Source organism: Lactobacillus xujianguonis (assembly GCF_004009905.1).
Classification (GTDB): domain Bacteria; phylum Bacillota; class Bacilli; order Lactobacillales; family Lactobacillaceae; genus Lactobacillus; species Lactobacillus xujianguonis.
This window is the reverse complement of the sequence record NZ_ML136893.1, coordinates 1-18,232: the sequence shown is the minus strand read 5'-3', so window position 1 is coordinate 18,232 and position 18,232 is coordinate 1. Positions and strand designations below refer to the sequence as shown.

Here is an 18,232-nt window from a genome sequence, read left to right as displayed (position 1 = left end):
AAGGAGTATTTTATGCAACTTGCTGCCTTACGTCACAGAACTGAAAGTGAAGATTGTTTTGTTGTTAGTCCGCACCACGTTCGGATTCGTTTCCATTCAGCCAAAGGCGATGTCGCTAAAGTCATTGTCCACTACACTGACAACTATATGCCCACCCAATCGACAGCGACGATTGCGATGGAAAAGATCGGTGAAGGACAAGTTGAAGACCACTGGATGGCAACCTTACGGGCACCTTATCGCAGAATTAAGTATACTTTTGAAGTGATTGGCACTGATGGCGACCATAAAATTGTGGGTGATCGCGGAATCAAGGACTTCAATGAAGAGAATTTAAATGAAGATAGTTCTTACTTTAAAGTGCCATATCTCCATCAAATTGATATGGATATGACTCCCGACTGGGTAAAGCATACTGTCTGGTACCAAATCTTCCCAGAACGCTTTGCTAACGGGGACAAGAGCAATGATCCAGCTGGCGTTAAGCCTTGGAATCCGCAAGATCACCCAGGTCGTGAAGATTACTATGGTGGTGACTTGCAAGGGGTACTCGACCATCTAGATTATTTAAAGAAATTAGGCATCAATGGGATTTACTTCTGTCCTGTCTTCAAGGCTGGTTCTAACCACAAGTATGATACGATTGATTATTTACAAATTGACCCTGACTTTGGGGATAAAGATTTGTTTGCTAAAGTAGTGAATGAAGCACACAAACGTGGGATGAAAGTCATGCTTGATGCGGTTTTCAACCATTTAGGTGATCAATCCATGCAATGGCAAGACGTGGTGAAAAATGGTGCCAAGTCACGCTTTGCTGACTGGTTCCACATTAACCATTATCCAGTTACCCCATACCACAACCCAAGTAAGGGTGAGGGGAATCCAGAATATGATACTTTTGCCTTTGAACAACACATGCCAAAATTAAATACGGCTAACCCACAAGTGCAAGACTTCTTATTAGAGATTGCGACTTACTGGGTTAAGTACTTTGATATCGATGCTTGGCGACTGGATGTGGCTAACGAAGTTGACCACCACTTCTGGCGCAAGTTCCACGATGCAGTGACGGCCATTAAGCCAGACTTTTACATCGTGGGTGAAATTTGGCATAATGCACGGCCATGGCTTAACGGGGATGAATTCAGTGGCGTTATGAATTATCCTTATACTTTGCAAATTGAAGATCATTTCTTTGCTAATAAGATGAGCGCTAAAGACTTAGTCGAACATTTAACTGATCAGTTGATACTCTACCGGGATATGAATAACCAAGCCATGATGGATATGCTTGACTCGCATGATACGGCGCGAATTTTAACCTTAGCTCATGGTGATCAAGCCTTGGCTTTGCAAGCTTTGACTTTCATGTTTATGCAAACCGGTAGTCCATGTATCTATTATGGAACTGAAATGGGCATGACTGGTGACAACGACCCTGACTGTCGTAAGCCGATGGACTGGAGTAAAGAAGATAGTTCGGTCTGGGAGCAGGTTCATGAATTAGTTAAATTCCGCTTGAAGTATGCCAATACTTTAGGTAAAGGGACCATCCGCTTAACAGTTACTAAGCGCGGCTTAATTAAGGTAGAACGTGAAGGGCAAGAACAAATTGTTGCCTTATTCAATACCACTAAGCAAGCAGTTCCAGTTAATATGAATGATTCATTGAGTCAAAACTATGAAAATGGTCAATTATTGCCAGAAGGTTTTGTCATCGAATGTAAATAGTGATAACTTTCATGTTTATAAGAAAAGAAGGAATCAGTTATAACTGATTCCTTCTTTTTTGATAAATTCTGATACCGGTAACAATACTTTTAGCATTGTAAAGCGCTTTCCAAACGGGCATAATGAAAGCGTAAACAAAAGATCACCTTGTTTGGAGAGAGGATACATGAAACGAATTTTTGAAATCGATCCATGGCGGGTCGTAACTCATAAATTTAATCCAGAAGATAAAAGATTGCAGGAAAGTATGACTGCAATTGGTAATGATTATATGGGCTTGCGGGGTAACTTTGAAGAAGGTTACTCAGGTGATAGCTTACAGGGTACTTACCTCGCCGGGGTTTGGTTCCCAGATAAGACCCGTGTGGGTTGGTGGAAAAATGGCTACCCTAAGTACTTTGGTAAGACCCCTAATGCACCAAGCTTCATTGGGATTGACATTACGATTAATGGTGAAAAGCTCGATTTAGCTAAAGTTAACTTTAGTGATTTTGCTTTAGCCCTTGATATGCACCAAGGTTTGCTTTCAAGAAGTTTCATTTATGAAGGCAAAGATGTCAAAGTTAAATTTGAATTTAGACGTTTTCTTCATATTGTTCAAAAAGAAGCTGCCTTAATTGCAGTTAAGGCTACAGTTCTTGCAGGACATGCCAAGATTGACTTTGATTCAACTTTAGATGGTACCGTTGTTAATGAAGATAGTAACTATGATGAACGCTTCTGGTTGCCATTAGGTGAAGATAAGGCTGCTAAGACAATTCAAGTTAAAACTAAAGAAAATCCTTACGATGTTCCGCAATTTACAGTTTTATTGAAAGAAAGCTTACGTCATGACGGTAATGAAGTTGCTACTGAAGTAACCACTGAAAGTGCTAAGTTAAGCGAAAAGTTTTCAATCGAATTAAACGAAGGCGAAAGCTATGACCTTGAAAAAGATGTCATTGTCGTAACTAGCCGAGATGTGAAGGACAAGGATCAAGCTGCTGTCGCAGATGACTTAATGAAGAAACTTCAATCTAAGTCATTTGACGAAAACTTGGCTGATCATGAAGCCGTTTGGAAGAAGCGTTGGGACAAGTCAGATGTTGAAATTGCAGGTGATGATGCCGCTCAACAAGGGATCCGCTTTAACATTTGTCAATTATTCATGACCTACTACGGTGAAGATGAACGCTTGAATGTCGGCCCTAAAGGTTTTACCGGTGAAAAATACGGTGGTGCCACTTACTGGGACACTGAAGCTTACATCGTTCCAATGTACTTATGTGTCACTGATCCAAGTGTTACTAGAGCACTTCTTCAATATCGTCACGATCAATTGCCAGGCGCTTACCACAACGCTAAAGAGCAAGGCCTACCAGGTGCATTGTTCCCAATGGTTACCTTCAACGGAATTGAATGTCACAACGAGTGGGAAATTACTTTCGAAGAAATTCACCGTAACGCTGATATTCCTCATGCAATTGCAATGTACACTGATTACACTGGTGATGATAGCTACGTTAAGAATGAAGGAATGGACGTCTTAGTTGGCACTGCAAGATTCTGGGCAGCCAGAGTTCACTGGTCCAAGTGGCGTAACAAGTACGTGATGCATGGTGTAACCGGTCCTAACGAATATGAAAACAACGTTAATAATAACTGGTTTACTAATACCATGGCAAGATGGTTATTGCAATACACTTTGAAGCGTTTGCCATTAGCCACTAAGGAAGCTCAGGAAAGAGTGCATGTCACTGAAGAAGAAAAAGCTAAGTGGCAAGACATTGTTGATAAGATATACCTTCCGGCAGACAAGGAACGAGGCATTTTCTTACAACAAGATGATTTTTTAGATAAAGATATTCGTCCAGTTAGCGAAATTGAAGATCAACGTCCAATTAACCAACACTGGTCATGGGATAAGATTTTAAGATCACCATTTATCAAGCAAGCCGATGTTTTGCAAGGAATTTACTTCTTAAATGATCAATACACTAAGGAAGAAAAAGAAAAGAACTTCGACTTCTACGAACCATTAACAGTTCACGAAAGTTCGCTTTCCCCATGTATTCACTCAATTTTGGCTGCTGAACTTGGTAAGCAAAAGAAGGCTGTTGAGCTTTACGAAAGAACTGCTCGCTTAGACCTTGATAACTACAACAATGATACGGTTGATGGCTTGCACATCACTTCCATGAGTGGGTCATGGCTAGCAATTGTTCAAGGTTTCGCAGGGATGCGTTATGACCATGATCAATTGAAGTTCAATCCATTTGTTCCTGACAAGTGGGATCACTACGGCTTTAAGATTAACTACCGTGGCCGTTTAATTGAAATTTACGTTGACCACAAGGAAACTAAGTTGACTTTACTTAAAGGTGACGACTTAGATGTCTTAGTTAAGGGCAAGAAATTAACTCTTAAAGAAGGTGAAACGCAAAATGCTTAAAGGATTATTATTCGATCTCGATGGTGTCTTAACCAACTCCGCTAAGTTTCACCTGACTGCTTGGAATAACTTGGCTAAAGAATTAGGAATTACTTTAACTGATGCTCAACTTGACAGCTTGCGTGGGATCTCAAGAATGGATTCGTTAAACTTGATCTTGCAATATGGTGGTCAAGAAGATAAGTATTCTGAAGCAGAAAAAGAAAAGTTTGCGGCAGAAAAGAACGCTAAATTTGTTGAACAAGTTGAAACGATGACGCCAAAAGATATCTTACCTGGGATTCCAGAACTTTTGGCAGATGCTAAGAAGCAAAACTTAAAGATGGTCATTGCTTCAGCTTCTAAGAATGCACCTAAGATCTTAACGAGATTAGGCATTATGGATGAATTCGATGGCATCGTTGATCCAGCAAGTTTACATCATGGTAAACCTGATCCAGAAATTTACATCAAAGCACAAGAAATTGCTGGTCTTAAGGCTGATGAAGTGATCAGCTTTGAAGATGCTAAAGCTGGTGTTGAAGCGATTAAAGCCGCTGGTCAATTTGCAGTAGGAATTGGCGACAAGGAATTACTTAAAGAAGCTGATTACATCGTCCCAACGACTGCAGATTTGAAATTAAGCAAGATTGAAGCAGTTTTTGAAGAAAAATAAACAGAAAGTGGGGTAAAAGTATGGTTGAAGTTGATTTAAACCATATTTATAAAAAATATCCAGGCAATGATTTTTATTCAGTAAATGACTTTGATTTGCATATCAAAGATAAGGAATTCATTGTTTTCGTTGGTCCGTCAGGTTGTGGTAAGTCTACTACCTTGAGAATGGTAGCCGGACTAGAAGATATTTCTAAGGGTACTTTGGAAATTGACCATAAAGTGATGAACGATGTTGCACCAAAAGATCGTCACATTGCGATGGTTTTCCAGAACTACGCTTTGTACCCACACATGACCATTTACGATAACATGGCCTTTAGTTTGAAATTACGTCACTACAAGAAGGACGAAATTGAAAAGAGAGTGCAAAAGGCTGCTGATATTTTGGGCTTGAAAGATTACCTTGATAAAAAGCCAGGTGCTCTTTCAGGTGGGCAACGTCAGCGTGTTGCCCTTGGACGGGCAATCGTCCGGGATGCGCCAATCTTCTTGATGGACGAACCACTTTCTAACTTGGACGCTAAGCTCCGGGTTTCAATGCGGGCCAACATTGCCAAGTTGCACCAACGGCTTGGCACTACCACCATCTACGTAACTCACGACCAGACTGAAGCCATGACTTTGGCTGACAGAGTCGTTGTTATGTCAGTTGGTAAGGTAGAACAAATCGGCACCCCGCTTGAGGTTTACAACCACCCAGTTAACCAATTCGTTGCTGGCTTTATCGGTTCACCTCAAATGAACTTCTTCAACGTCCATTACAAGGATCAAAGAATTACCGATGGTAAGGGACTTGATATTGAAATCCCTGAAGGTGAGGCAAAAATGCTTGAAGAAAAGGGCTATGCCGATAAGGATGTTGTCTTCGGCATTCGTCCAGAAGACATCCACTCTGAAGAAGCCTTCCTTGAAACTTGGCCAAATTCAGTTGTCGAATCAAAAGTTGTGGTTTCAGAACTTTTGGGTTCAACTATTCAACTTTATCAAGAAGTTGATGGTACTGAATTTGTCGCTATTGTTAACGCTCGTGATTACCACGAACCTGGCGACAAGGTCAAGATGGGCTTTGATGTTAACAAGGCGCACTTCTTTGATAAGAAGACCACTAAGGCAATTGTTAACTAGTCTTAGTAATTAATTTAATAAGGTAACAAGCGCAGACTGAACTGCATTTGTGAAAAGATATGTTTATATTGTATTGATTTTTTAGGAGGATAAAGTCATGAAGTTTTGGAAAAAATTGGCTTTAGGTAGTACAGCTGTTTTAGCAGCTATGTCATTAGCAGCATGTTCAAACAGCTCAAATAATTCAAGTTCATCAAGCAACTCAAACAAGAAAGCAAACTTAACTCTTTGGGTTGATACTGAACAAGTTCCATATTATAAGCAAATTGCTAAGGACTTTACTAAGAAGAACAAGAACATCAAGGTTCGTGTTGTTCAAAGTCCAAACGGTTCAGCTAACGCTAAGACTGACGTTGGTAAAGACCCATCAAAGGCTGCCGATGTCTTTGAAGTTCCTAACGACCAATTAGGTCAAATGGCTGAAGCTGGTTACATTAACCCACTTTCACCAGCTGCAACTAAGGATATTAAGGCTAACTACATTAAGGTTGCTTCAGAAGGTGTAACTTGGAAGAACAAGATTTACGCATTCCCATACGCACAACAAGCACAAACCATTTACTACAACAAGTCTAAGCTTTCAGCAGAAGACGTTAAGGACTGGAAGACTTTAACTTCTAAGGGTGTTGTAGCTACTGACTTTACTAACGCATACGTAATGTGGCCAGTAATGTTCTCAGCAGGTACTAAGCTTTACGGTAGTGATGGTGAAGACCTTAAGGGTTCAACTTTCAACTCACAACAAGGTATCAATGCTTTGAAATGGTACGCAGCTCAAAAGAAGAACAAGGGCGTAATGCAAACCTCAAACGCTTTGAACCAATTGAAGAAGGGTAACGCTCAAGCTATTTTGGACGGTCCTTGGAACGCTGCTAATATTAAGAAGATTTTGGGCAAGAACTTCGCTGTTGCTAAGTACCCTAAGATCGATGTTGGCGGTAAGAACGTTCAAATGGAAGCATTCCTTGGTATCGAAGGCTTCGCAGTTAACTCACACACCAAGAACGCTAAGGCTGCTTCAGATTTAGCTGCTTACATTACTAACAAGAAGTCACAATTAATCGCTCACAAGGAAGCTGGTCAAATCCCAGTACTTAAGACTGCTGTATACTCAAGTGCTGTTAAGAGTGACCCAGTTGCTGAAGCTGTAATCGAAATGGCTAAGCCAGGTAACTCAGTACTTCAACCTAAGCTTCCACAAATGGCTGCATTCTGGAACGGTGCTGCTCCATTAATCAGTGGTACTTACGACGGCAAGATCAAGCCTGCACAATACAAGGCACAACTTGCTAAATTCGCTAAGACTGTTGAAAAGAAATAGTTGATTTAAAAAGCATAAGCAGAAGGTTGGTCAACTAAGGTCCAACCTTTTCGCTTGAGAAGAGGAGAAGTTATGTTTAGAAGAAAAAAGCATGTAGCTCCTAAAGCGACATATCGAGAGGTATGGTCTAAAGGTGATCTTGCTACCAAATTATCATTTATCATAATGGGTAGTAATGCCTTAGCTAATAAACAATGGGTTAAAGGATTAGCCTTGCTTCTTTCTGAAGTAATCTTCATTGTTTGGTTTATCTTTAGTGGTATCTCGACTTTAAGCATTTTGGCTACATTAGGACCAATTAAAACTAAAAAAGTTGTTTATGATGCTGCACAAGGCGTTTATGTCACTAAACAGCCATCCAATTCCGTGTTGATTCTGTTGTTTGGGGTTTTAGCAATCATCTTATGTCTTGCAATTATCTATTTGTACATCGTTAACTTACGCTCAACAAGACATAATTATATTTTGAAGCGTGATGGCGATCACATCCCAACCAATGTAGAAGAACTTAAGAGTTTACTTGATACACGTTTACACGCAACTTTAATGGTAATTCCATTACTTGGAATTTTGTTCTTTACCATTTTGCCAACGGTCTTCATGATTTCAATGGCCTTCACTAACTACGACCGTCAACACGCAATCGCCTTTTCTTGGACAGGATTTAAAGCCTTTGGTAATGTGTTGACCGGTGACTTAGCCGGAACTTTCTTCCCAGTGTTAGGCTGGACCTTGATCTGGGCTGTGGCAGCGACTGCTACTACTTTCTTCTTCGGTGTTTTGCTGGCCTTATTGATTGAATCAAAAGGTATTAAGCATAAGGGTTTCTGGAGAACGATCTTCGTAATTGTCTGGGCTGTGCCACAATTTGTCTCCCTATTAATGATGGCGCAATTCTTGGACTATCAGGGTGCCTTGAACAACATCTTGATGAACTTACACTGGATCAGTTCACCAATTCACTTTATCGATAACCAAGCATCACCACTAGTTGCCAGAATTACAGTTATTTTGGTTAACATGTGGATTGGTATCCCAGTATCAATGTTGGTTTCAACGGCGATTATTCAAAACTTGCCAACTGACCAAATTGAAGCTGCTAAGATTGACGGTGCCAATGCCGTTCAAATCTTCAAATCAATCACTTTCCCTCAAATCTTGTTCGTCATGGCTCCATCTTTAATTCAGCAATTTATCGGTAACATCAACAACTTCAATGTTATCTTCTTGCTGACGGGTGGTGCCCCGATGAACAGTAAATACAACGGTGCCGGGTCGACCGACTTGCTGGTAACGTGGCTATATAACTTGACCTTCGGGCAAGAGCAGCGTTACAACGCGTCCGCTGTATTGGGTATTTTGATCTTCGTAATTAGTGCGGTCGTCTCGCTGATTGCCTACCGGCACACTAATGCATACAAGGAGGGCTAGACATGAAATCTTATACCAATCAAAGACGGCTCTCATTAATCTTCCGGTATATCCTATTAATTCTGTTAGCAATTATTTGGATTTTACCAATTGTCTGGATCGTCTTAGCAAGTTTTTCATTTAATGATACTGGATTTGTTTCCACTTTTTGGCCAGAAAAGTTTACTTTGCAAAACTACATCGGTATTTTTACTAATCCACAATATCCATTTGGAAACTGGATTATTAATACCTTGATCATTTCCTTAGCTTCAATGGTGGTTTCAACATTCTTAACCATTTCTGTAGCTTATGTTTTGTCAAGATTACGCTTTGCATTTAGAAAGCCATTCTTACAAATCGCTTTGGTTTTAGGGATGTTCCCAGGCTTCATGTCAATGATCGCTTTGTACTACATCTTAAAGGGACTTAACATGTTAAACCTCTTCGGTTTGTTCCTTGTTTATGTCGGTGGTGCAGGTCTTGGCTTCTATGTTGCCAAAGGATTCTTTGATACGATTCCTCGGTCCATTGACGAAGCTGCCGAAATTGACGGTGCTACTAAATGGCAAGTCTTTGTTCACATTGGATTGCCACTTTCTAAGCCAATGATTGTTTATACTGCCTTAACTGCTTTTATCGCACCTTGGACAGACTTCATTTTCTCAGGAATTATTCTTTCAACTTCTGGGAATGCGAAGGATTACACCATTGCCTATGGGCTTTACAACATGGTTCACACGGCGAAGGGTAATGCGACCGCATACTTTGCTCAATTCGTTGCAGGATGTGTAATCATTGCTATTCCTATTACTATCTTGTTCGTCTTCATGCAGAAGTTCTACGTTAACGGGATCACCGCTGGTGCAGATAAAGGTTAATCAAGATTTTGCTTATGCTAAAAAACGTCTTATCTTTGTTGATAAGGCGTTTTTATTTGGAGTTTTAAAATGTAGAGCGCAATCTTGGGCTATATTCTTGGAGCTAATATAGCATGAGATTACGGAAATTAGCTTGCAACTTTATTGAGCCAATAATTTATTGCGGTAATTGTTTGCTCAAAAGTTATATCTTTAGCAAAACTGTATGAATTTGCATATTGGTTCCAAAGTTTATTCATTTTAGAATTGCTTTCGATCATTTGAATTACAGTGTTGCAATAGGCTAAATCCAATTTATTATCTTGGTAAAAAGAAACATTACGATATTTACAAGTATTAGTAAAGGCTTGCTTTAAAGTTGAGTAAGTAAAATATAAAGATCAAAAAAATCTTTTAATCGTGTATTTGCAATACTTCTGGTTAAGACTGTTTCTAGCTTTTCAGAAATTATTGTTTCTAAATTATAAGCAAGAATATCAATATCTCTGTTTTCTAAGATTAAATGGTGCTTGAATTTTATTTCTCTAGGGGTAATTCTGTCACCCGTTGACACATCCACTTTAATATTGAATCTTAAATTTTGAAAAGCTGTTGCGTTGAAATGAAGTCTAAAACCAACATAAGTGCCATTTTCATGAATTTTATTACAACTTACTAGGGTAATATCAAGTGGATCATTAGGATTAGGTTTGATACTACAAATTTCAGTAAAGATCTTGATAATTTCTTCTTGATTTAAATCAAATCCTTTTATTTCTGTATCGATATCTTCTGTTGATCTCGTATTTATTCCAACAATTGAAGCCAATAGAAAGCCGCCCTTTAGAATAAAGTTATATTTATATTTAGATAATGAGGTTCGCTCAAGTAAGTCATCTAAGACGATCTCTTTCCATAAGGTTCCTATTTGATTGGCTTCGATATTATTAGCTTTGGCACAATTTTTAACTATCGCCTTAAACTGCCTTGCATCTTTGAATTCTCTCATATTAATACCTCTAAATAATTTTGAACTTGATTGATTGTTTTAAATTTTTGGGCAAACATTAATAAATTACCAATATCTCTGTCTGTCTTTTTTGCCCATTTTTTAAAAGCTGTACTAATCAACTCTGGATCAACATAATTTTTGGGACGTAAAGCTTCAGCTAAGGTTCTTTCTAAGCTATAAAGCTTAACAGTATTTCCATCAATTGTTTTGGTTGTAGTAATTCCCAAATTAAAATACTTGCTAATTTGTGTATGAGCACTAATTTTACTAGAAATTTTTGAAGTGTTATAACCTTGTGGAAACATCATATCTAGTTTTTCGGGATATCGATCTGAATAATTCCATAAATATAAAGCTGTATTTAAGCAAAAAATACCTCGTTCATATTTTAATTGGTAGATAGAAAAAGGATCAGGGAGATAATTGTTTTTTGTATAAATTCCATATTCAGCTCTTTCGAGTTCATTATTTTTGACCATTTTCTTAATTTGATAATTAGATAAATGATCTGTCAATTCTTTCCAAGTAATGGTGCTGTTTTTAAATGCTTTTAAAGCTGTATCATTATTCAATATTATTCCCTCCTTATAACGAAATCTTGTGCTATATTCTTAAAAAGATTATAGCATGAGATTATGAAAAATATCCATATTATACCCCATCAAGCATGGGCAGGGGGTAAAAAATAGATAAAAAGTTAATTTGAGCTAGGAGAAAAAATGAAAAAATTACCCTTTCAAGCTGTCGCCGTCGACATGGACGGTACCTTTTTGAACGAAAAAAGTACTTTTAACAAGCCGCGTTATGCCAAAATTATGCCGCTACTTAAACAGCAGCAAGTGCATTTCATTATCGCTAGTGGCAACGAGCTTTTGCGTTGCCAAAATGACTTAGCTGAGTTTAGCAAGGATTGTGATTATGTCTGCGAAAATGGCGCCTTGGCGGTGGCTAGCACTGGTCAAGAAGTGTATTCGCATCCCATTCCGCAGCAAACAGTGGCTGCAAGTTTAAACTTCTTAGCTAATAATTATCCTGAAGTAAACCTCGTTCTTAGTGGTCGCAGGCATGCTTATTACTCCCAAAGAGCCACGCCGCTTTTCAAAGAAATGATTCATCATTCTTATGCTACCTGGCAGGAAGTACCTGACTTATACAATTGCTACCAAAATGATGAGATTTACAAAATCACGTTAAATGCCAGCGAAGAGCAGGTGGCGCAGATTATAAAAAATATTAATCAAACAACGGATATCAAAATCTCTGGTGTGACTGGTAGTGGACCGTGGATGGATTTGATTAATCCAGAAGACAATAAAGGCCATGGTCTAACGCAGTTACTGAATTATTTGCACATTTCACCGCAAAAGTTATTAGCCTTTGGAGACGGTGGCAATGACTTAGAAATGCTCGAACTAGCAGGGATCAGTTATGCGATGGCTAATGGATCAGACCAAGTTAAAGAAATTGCACAGAATCTGGCCCCAAGTAACACGCAAGATGGCGTATTATTAGTATTAGAGAGATATCTTTCTTTGAGTTAGAAAGAAGCCGAGTAAATGTCATTGAATCTTTCAGAAGTAATTTTACGTTTAATTATTGCGACCGTTGTATCAGGAATTATCGGTTGGGATCGGGAACAGCACAGTCATCCAGCCGGAATCAGAACCCATATCCTGGTTTGCTTGGGTGCTTGTATTTTAGCTTTGTGCCAAATTGAAATTTGTATTCAAACACTGAACATTTCGCATGCTACGCCATCATTAACTAGGGTCATTACGGCTAACCCAGCGCGGTTAATTGCCCAAATTGTTAGTGGAATTGGCTTTTTGGGAGCTGGGACAATCGTTATTACGCGTCACTTTGTGACTGGTTTGACGACGGAAGCCTTGCTGTGGGTTACTGCTGCTTTAGGCATCGTCATTGGCATGGGTTATTACAAAATTGCCATCTCTGGTGCGGTGTTAGTCGTTTTTGTTTTAATCATTTTGAACCGCTTTTTCGCTATCAAACGCGTCCAACAGATTGAATTCAAGTATTATCAGCGTGAAAAAAACGGTGCCTACATCCGCGATTATTTCCAGCAACATCATATTCATATTATCCACTATAACTTCCGGTTGAATAAGGCTGATATGGACGGCAATGAGCGGATCTATACGACGATTTACACTCTGAAATTGCCCAAAAGTATTACTTATGAGCAGATTTTGAATGATTTGTCAGCCAATAGTGATATTGTGCAGATTAATTTGGTGACTTTGTAGAGAATAAAGTTTTATCTATAGTTAAAGAATTACTTGAAATTATGCAAAAATTTAACTATAGTTAAAACTTTTATTTAGTAGGAAAAATCTAGTTATTTCTTTTTAGTGCAATACAACTATTAATAAACATAAGCAAAAATAAGCTATAAATGGTGTATAGATAATTCCAATCTCTGGAAATTTAATCCAGGTAAAAATAGTAACAAGCAGTAGTAGGGTTGAGAGAAGAATTATTAATCGATTAAGTTTGGAAGATAAAAATAAGATGCCATTAATTAGTATCCCTGTTAGGTAAATAAGAATGGGCAAAGCTTGCCAACTTAGATAATTGTTAGGTACAACTTGAAGTACTGTCGTAAAGGCAGAAATAGATAAAATAGTTGAAATAATAAATAAAGTAATTTGAATCTTTTTCATAATAAATGTTGTGTAATTCTTGTGACTTATTAATAATTGATTTTCTTAGCTATTTTGGCTATGAAAAAACTAAGAAAAATATGGGTCAGTATAATTTTCTGTGTAATTGATCAATAAACTGTTTTCCTTCTGCTTGCTTCCATCAGCCGTAAAAAGAAATATTCATCATCGGGATAACCGTATCCTTTTCGTCTTTCTGTTTTAATTTTATTATTGAGTCCTTCTAATCTGCCTGTCGATATATGATGTTGGGCAAAAGTATAAATACCAGTTAGATGTCGTTCAAGCATACGTGCAAACCAAATAAACCGTTTGTTTTCGGTTCCTCTACAAATATCAATAATGTCCTGGATAAGTACGCACATTTCTACCTGTTTAGTAGCACAATATGCCTTATCAAGTTGTTCTTTAACCAGTTCCGCTGTTAAGAACAGCTTGTTCTCTGCCAGTAAGTCTTCGTATTTATCTTGATTTCCGCCATGAGCTTTAATCTCTGGACGATTAAAGATTTCCCCAGCCTTAGCTACCAGCTTGCCATCATGGGCATCCTGATCTTTTTGGATCAAGATTTCTAGCTTGGACGTTAAAATATATTTGGTATGTTTTAAAGAGGCTGCTTCTTCATCGCGTCCTTCTTGAATTAACCGCTTTTGCTCATCTTTGCGAATAGCTGCCACAACTTTGTCGTTAAAGTTTTTAATGATATGAAAGTGATCATAGACAATATCTATCTTGGGGCACTTCTCTTTGAAGGCTTCCTCAAAGTCAGAATTCATGTCACAGGCTACTGCTTCAACGTGAGCCATCCAGTCTTGTCCAACATGGTCAATAAAGTCATAAACAACCTGCTTCTTTTTGCCGTGAGCAAGGTAAAGAATATGACCTGTATCCCAGTCGATAATCGCTGTAGCGTACTTATAGCCGTCGTGTAGCTTGAATTTGTCAATAGCAAGATGCCTAGCGAAATGTTCTGGTTTGATTAACTTGCCATTGCGAGTATATTTCTTTTTTAAGATCTCTTTATGAATAGATTTGACAGTCATTTTGTCTAACCCAGTAATAAAAGCCGCGCTTTTAAGCGTAAGACCCCAGAGCAGTAAATCTTTAGTATAGTCTTTTAGCTGCTTAGTAATGCGGTGCCGTTTGTCTTTGAAAGGGACTTCCGCCGTGTAGGTGCTGAATGTGCAGCTGCTGTTAAGACAACGCAAGCGTGATCTGGCAATCTGCAGCTTAGTATAGCCACTGCCCATCGGCAAGTGACTCAAGGTAATGAAAGAAGAGCCGCTCTTAACCAAAGACTGCCGGCAGTGAGGACAGAACTGCTTCTTTTCCGCTATGCTTCCTTGAAAGATCTGAATATTAACATCACGGACTCTAGGCTGGGCTTTAGTGCCATAATTTATCGCTCTAGTAGTTTGAAGCGGAAAGCCAGCTTGAAGAAAGTCTTTTAGACCAGAATTGTAAAATAAAACTCCACTTTCATCTTTGGTTTGATCAACTAAAGCTTGAGTGGAGAGATTTGATTCGTTATAATTCATGTATAAGGACTTCTTTCTAATGTTTTTGTGGTAATTAACATTATAGAGGAAGTCCTCTTTTTCTACCTAAAATTAGGACTTACACAAGAAATTATATTGAGCCAAAAATATTTCCAATTGCGAAAACGTTTCTATAGCGTTCTTCCAACAGTAAGCCTGGATAACCTAATTCAATGATTGCAATTATTGTAATAATAGTTAGCAGTATGTATTGAATTTTTAGTGTAGATCTTTTTTTATTCATGAAAATGGCTACAGTTATAAAAAGGATAATTGAAATTAGATTTAAAACTAAAAAGGTTATATTTATTGCATTATTGTTTTTGAAACTGTCAAATTTTTTGTGTAAATAGATTTTTCTCGTAGATCGATTTTTTAATCTTTTATTTAATCAAAGTAGGATTCTAAGGTATCCTGAACCTGACCAAAGCCTTTGTGGATTCGATTGAAATAGCGTTCGTTGTAGCTCATTGCCTGAATGCCAATAAAAGTATTAAGCGACTGTTCAGTTGGAAACTCTGCTTTAGGCTTAGCTTTACGCTTGATAACGTTGTTAAAGGATTCGATCATATTGGTAGAGTAAATTGAAGCCCTGATCTGCTTAGGATAGCTGTAAAAGACCAGCAGATCAGGTTCAATCTCTTTGAGATTTCTGATGACATGGTTGTACACTCTGTTCCACTTGTCATAGAAGGCATGCAAGACTTTGATCGCAGCTTCTTTATTTGGCTGTTGATGAATTTGCTTGAATTCATTCATGATCGTTTCGCGATCATCTACGCGTACTTTAGCGCAAATATTGCGCATGACATGAACTAGACAGCGTTGAAAATGAGCTTTCGGATAAGTCTGCTCCAGCACTGTCTTCATGCCTACAACGCCATCTGAAAGAAAGAGCTCAACCTGTTCTAGACCGCGAGACTTCATGTCTTGAAGCATTTCCGTCCAATTCTCGACGTTTTCGCTGGGAGCAATGCGGTAATCGATGACTTCCTTGTGGCCATTAGGCTTGATGCCAATGGCAATATAAACTGCTTCACGATCAAAGGTTATGCGACGCAAAGGAATGTAGGTAGCGTCCAAATAAACGCAGAAGAACTTGTCACTGAGTTTGCGCTGATGATAGGCCTCGACTTTTGGAATCATCTGCTTGGAGATATTAGATACCTGAGCTGGGCTGTAATGACTGCCATACATCTTTTCAATCAAGTCGGCTATTTCTCTGGTGGTTACGCCTTTGGAATATAGCTTGATAATCATGCTTTCCAAGACATTGGAGTGCTGCTTGTAGTCAGGGAGCGTGTGCTGATGAAACATGCCGTTGCGATCCCTAGGCACCTGAATTTCAATCTCGCCAAATTGCGTATCAACCTTGCGAAAGTAAGCACCATTGCGTGATTTGCCTGTATTCCAGCCAGCTCTGGCATAAGGATCATAGCCTAAAAACGCAGTCAGTTCAGCCTCTAATAGATCATTAACTGCTTGCTGGAGTTCTTCTTTCTGTATGTGTTTTTTTGTTCAAACCAATCATACGAGAAAGGAACTCCTTTTTCTAATGTTTTAAGAAATTAATTTAAGGAATTATTCATCCTTACACAAACTATTTTACGGTCTCGAAAAATAAGTAGGAATATTAAAGATGATAAAGATAGAAACGCTTGGGGTAACAAGAACTTTACAATTTTTGCTAGTAATTGTGGCTCTATAATTTTGGTTCAATACCTTCTATCTTAGTTTAGCATGCACTGCGTATAATATGCTTAGCATCAATAGCTACAACTTTTGCTTAACCTACTTGTTAGTCGATATGATTGAAATTGACACTAAGGCAACGCTGGTCCTCGCCTATTTAACTTACGTTTGAATGGTATAGAACTTGCTTATGCGGCCCGATGCTGTAAGTCGGTACCTCGAAATTTTGAAGAGGCAAGCCCTCATTGATAAATTGGGGAAGTAATTGGAAAACTGAATGATGCATCTCTACTGAGGGATGCTTTTTTGGCATTTTCGTAGGAGAAATTCCAAAAGTTACGAATTTGTTGAGGGCATTAATTAGTGGTTTTAGTGAAAAGTTTGAGATTTTGTATTATACTACAGTTTCTTTTGAAGTTAATTATTCAAAATAGTTTAAGAAAGTGAAGTAAATTGGATGAATAACCAAAAAGTAACTAATAAAAAATTAGTAATTTTAGGGAACGGCTTTGATCTAAATTTGGGAATGAAAAGTAGGTTTAGTGATTTTGCAAACAGTAAATATGGAAAGGAAGTTTTACAACAGAATAGATGGAGCAATCCGCGTCCTTATTGGTATAACTTTGAAGAAAATATGGCGCAAAATTACACCAGTGCTCTCTTAAAAAGAGTTAGAGCTGAGAAAAAAAGAGTAAAATCGTCTCACTTACATGAATTTGGTTACTATTTAAAGCAATATGACAATATTGCTGAGAAGTTAACGGAATATTTAGAGACAGCTCAAGATGATGTATTTAATGCTCAAAATGAAATTTGGGCTCGTAAACAAGCGCATCCTTTTGATCACGTTCAAACTATACCTGAGGTTATGCCAGACACAGACCAAAAATTAAAAGAGGCTGATGCGATTTTATCATTTAATTATACGCAAACTCCCCAAGAGTTATTTGGTATAAGTGATGAGCGAGTGATTTACATTCATGGATCATTAAAAGATAAAAATATAATACTGGGTGCTAATAATGATGTTAATTTTCAGGGTGAAATTAATGATTTTACACCATTAAGAAAAACATTTAGACGTGATGTAAATGATTTTATACAAAAGGAAAAGCCGGATAGTGATGTTTTAAATGAATTTAAAAAGTTTGATATGCAGTTTTATAATTATAGAAATTTACCGACAGAATTTTATAAAGCAAAAGTATTGCCTGAGGTTCTTGAACTCGATGAGAATTATGAAATGATTAGTAAATATTTTGTAGATGATCAGTTGCTCAATTTTGGAAACCAAAATTGGGATAGGGCAATGAAGATAAAAGAAGAATGGAAAAGAAATTCTAAATTAGCACCTCAAATAATAGATTATGTATCTAATAATTTAATTTAGACCTTTTAAAATTGATCTTGGTATAGGCATACATAGTTTAAATGAAATTGAAGAAATAAGTATTATGGGTCATTCGTTAAATTCTGATATTGAAGTTATAGAGGATTTATTACATTCTTGTTTAAAGCTAAAGAAGGTAAATATCTTTTATTATAATGGGGAAAGTATTACTGAAAAAATCAGAAAAGTAGAATTTGTACTAAAGAATGTTTTTTATTCTAATGTTGATGTTAATTTAATTAGTTATTGGGCAAAATAAACATTCTAAGCTAAATAGTGAATTAGTTATCCGACGGGATAATTGATTCACTATTTTTGTTCTCTTGTAGAATTAAAGTAGTAGTAAAACGATATGCCCTGTCGCTTTTAGACACTTGATGT

13 protein-coding genes and 1 pseudogene are annotated in these 18,232 nt (G+C 37.8%); 10 read left to right on the top strand and 4 right to left on the bottom strand.

Annotated elements, in window-relative coordinates:
* Positions 1 to 12 precede the first annotated feature (12 nt).
* From EJK17_RS08630 to EJK17_RS08600, 7 genes are all read left to right on the top strand, one after another.
* Complete coding sequence (locus tag EJK17_RS08630; protein ID WP_103662299.1) at positions 13 to 1,734, top strand: glycoside hydrolase family 13 protein; 1,722 nt, start codon at positions 13 to 15, stop codon at positions 1,732 to 1,734.
* Positions 1,735 to 1,900: 166 nt separating this feature from the next.
* Positions 1,901 to 4,165 carry a glycoside hydrolase family 65 protein gene (locus EJK17_RS08625; RefSeq protein WP_103662298.1) on the top strand — a complete coding sequence of 755 codons (2,265 nt, stop codon included), beginning with the start codon at positions 1,901 to 1,903 and terminating at the stop codon, positions 4,163 to 4,165.
* Positions 4,158 to 4,820 carry a beta-phosphoglucomutase gene (gene pgmB, locus EJK17_RS08620; protein WP_103662297.1) on the top strand — a complete coding sequence of 221 codons (663 nt, stop codon included), beginning with the start codon at positions 4,158 to 4,160 and terminating at the stop codon, positions 4,818 to 4,820. The genes EJK17_RS08625 and pgmB overlap by 8 nt, the downstream gene beginning before the upstream one ends.
* A 20-nt stretch (positions 4,821 to 4,840) precedes the next feature.
* The gene (locus tag EJK17_RS08615) at positions 4,841 to 5,947 is read left to right on the top strand and encodes an ABC transporter ATP-binding protein (RefSeq protein WP_103662296.1); all 1,107 of its coding nucleotides are present in this window, start codon (positions 4,841 to 4,843) and stop codon (positions 5,945 to 5,947) included.
* Positions 5,948 to 6,044: 97 nt separating this feature from the next.
* Positions 6,045 to 7,268: an extracellular solute-binding protein gene (locus tag EJK17_RS08610; RefSeq protein WP_103662295.1), complete on the top strand. Its 1,224-nt coding sequence runs from the start codon at positions 6,045 to 6,047 to the stop codon at positions 7,266 to 7,268.
* A 72-nt stretch (positions 7,269 to 7,340) separates the two neighbouring features.
* Entirely contained in the window at positions 7,341 to 8,699 is a 1,359-nt protein-coding gene (locus tag EJK17_RS08605; RefSeq protein ID WP_103662294.1) for a carbohydrate ABC transporter permease, read from the top strand.
* A 2-nt stretch (positions 8,700 to 8,701) separates the two neighbouring features.
* Positions 8,702 to 9,559 carry a sugar ABC transporter permease gene (locus EJK17_RS08600; protein ID WP_103662293.1) on the top strand — a complete coding sequence of 286 codons (858 nt, stop codon included), beginning with the start codon at positions 8,702 to 8,704 and terminating at the stop codon, positions 9,557 to 9,559.
* Positions 9,560 to 9,911: 352 nt separating this feature from the next.
* On the opposite strand, the gene EJK17_RS08595 is transcribed toward EJK17_RS08600, so the two are convergent.
* Together EJK17_RS08595 and EJK17_RS08590 are read right to left on the bottom strand one after the other, a co-directional pair.
* Entirely contained in the window at positions 9,912 to 10,547 is a 636-nt protein-coding gene (locus EJK17_RS08595) for a nucleotidyl transferase AbiEii/AbiGii toxin family protein (protein WP_236629373.1), read from the bottom strand.
* Positions 10,544 to 11,122 (bottom strand): type IV toxin-antitoxin system AbiEi family antitoxin domain-containing protein, encoded by a 579-nt coding sequence (locus EJK17_RS08590; RefSeq protein ID WP_103662292.1) that lies wholly within the window; start codon positions 11,120 to 11,122, stop codon positions 10,544 to 10,546. Before EJK17_RS08590 ends, EJK17_RS08595 begins: the two co-directional genes overlap by 4 nt.
* A 147-nt stretch (positions 11,123 to 11,269) precedes the next feature.
* Between EJK17_RS08590 and EJK17_RS08585 the strand changes: the two genes are divergently transcribed.
* Positions 11,270 to 12,091 carry a Cof-type HAD-IIB family hydrolase gene (locus tag EJK17_RS08585; RefSeq protein ID WP_103662291.1) on the top strand — a complete coding sequence of 274 codons (822 nt, stop codon included), beginning with the start codon at positions 11,270 to 11,272 and terminating at the stop codon, positions 12,089 to 12,091.
* 15 nt (positions 12,092 to 12,106) lie between these two features.
* A complete protein-coding gene (locus tag EJK17_RS08580) occupies positions 12,107 to 12,814 on the top strand; it encodes an MgtC/SapB family protein (protein ID WP_103662290.1) in 708 nt (235 codons plus the stop codon).
* Positions 12,815 to 13,341: 527 nt separating this feature from the next.
* On the opposite strand, the gene EJK17_RS08575 is transcribed toward EJK17_RS08580, so the two are convergent.
* On the bottom strand, positions 13,342 to 14,769 hold the full coding sequence (locus EJK17_RS08575) for an ISL3 family transposase (RefSeq protein WP_127796347.1): 1,428 nt from the start codon (positions 14,767 to 14,769) through the stop codon (positions 13,342 to 13,344).
* Between the two features lie 387 nt (positions 14,770 to 15,156).
* Positions 15,157 to 16,242, bottom strand: a pseudogene (locus EJK17_RS08570) (IS256 family transposase); the annotation flags it as partial.
* A gap of 676 nt (positions 16,243 to 16,918) precedes the next feature.
* Here EJK17_RS08570 and EJK17_RS08565 point away from each other — a divergent pair.
* Positions 16,919 to 17,851, top strand: coding sequence for an AbiH family protein (locus tag EJK17_RS08565; RefSeq protein WP_103662288.1), 933 nt, complete (start codon positions 16,919 to 16,921; stop codon positions 17,849 to 17,851).
* Positions 17,852 to 18,232 lie beyond the last annotated feature (381 nt).

What these genes read in the sequence shown, in the direction of transcription:
- EJK17_RS08615 (WP_103662296.1), top strand. Translation starts at nt 4,841, where the DNA reads ATGGTTGAAGTTGATTTAAACCATATTTATAAAAAATATCCAGGCAAT.
- EJK17_RS08625 (WP_103662298.1), top strand. Translation starts at nt 1,901, where the DNA reads ATGAAACGAATTTTTGAAATCGATCCATGGCGGGTCGTAACTCATAAA.
- pgmB (WP_103662297.1), top strand. Translation starts at nt 4,158, where the DNA reads ATGCTTAAAGGATTATTATTCGATCTCGATGGTGTCTTAACCAACTCC.
- EJK17_RS08605 (WP_103662294.1), top strand. Translation starts at nt 7,341, where the DNA reads ATGTTTAGAAGAAAAAAGCATGTAGCTCCTAAAGCGACATATCGAGAG.
- EJK17_RS08595 (WP_236629373.1), bottom strand. Translation starts at nt 10,547, where the DNA reads ATGAGAGAATTCAAAGATGCAAGGCAGTTTAAGGCGATAGTTAAAAAT.
- EJK17_RS08575 (WP_127796347.1), bottom strand. Translation starts at nt 14,769, where the DNA reads ATGAATTATAACGAATCAAATCTCTCCACTCAAGCTTTAGTTGATCAA.
- EJK17_RS08600 (WP_103662293.1), top strand. Translation starts at nt 8,702, where the DNA reads ATGAAATCTTATACCAATCAAAGACGGCTCTCATTAATCTTCCGGTAT.
- EJK17_RS08610 (WP_103662295.1), top strand. Translation starts at nt 6,045, where the DNA reads ATGAAGTTTTGGAAAAAATTGGCTTTAGGTAGTACAGCTGTTTTAGCA.
- EJK17_RS08585 (WP_103662291.1), top strand. Translation starts at nt 11,270, where the DNA reads ATGAAAAAATTACCCTTTCAAGCTGTCGCCGTCGACATGGACGGTACC.
- EJK17_RS08580 (WP_103662290.1), top strand. Translation starts at nt 12,107, where the DNA reads ATGTCATTGAATCTTTCAGAAGTAATTTTACGTTTAATTATTGCGACC.
- EJK17_RS08630 (WP_103662299.1), top strand. Translation starts at nt 13, where the DNA reads ATGCAACTTGCTGCCTTACGTCACAGAACTGAAAGTGAAGATTGTTTT.
- EJK17_RS08565 (WP_103662288.1), top strand. Translation starts at nt 16,919, where the DNA reads ATGAATAACCAAAAAGTAACTAATAAAAAATTAGTAATTTTAGGGAAC.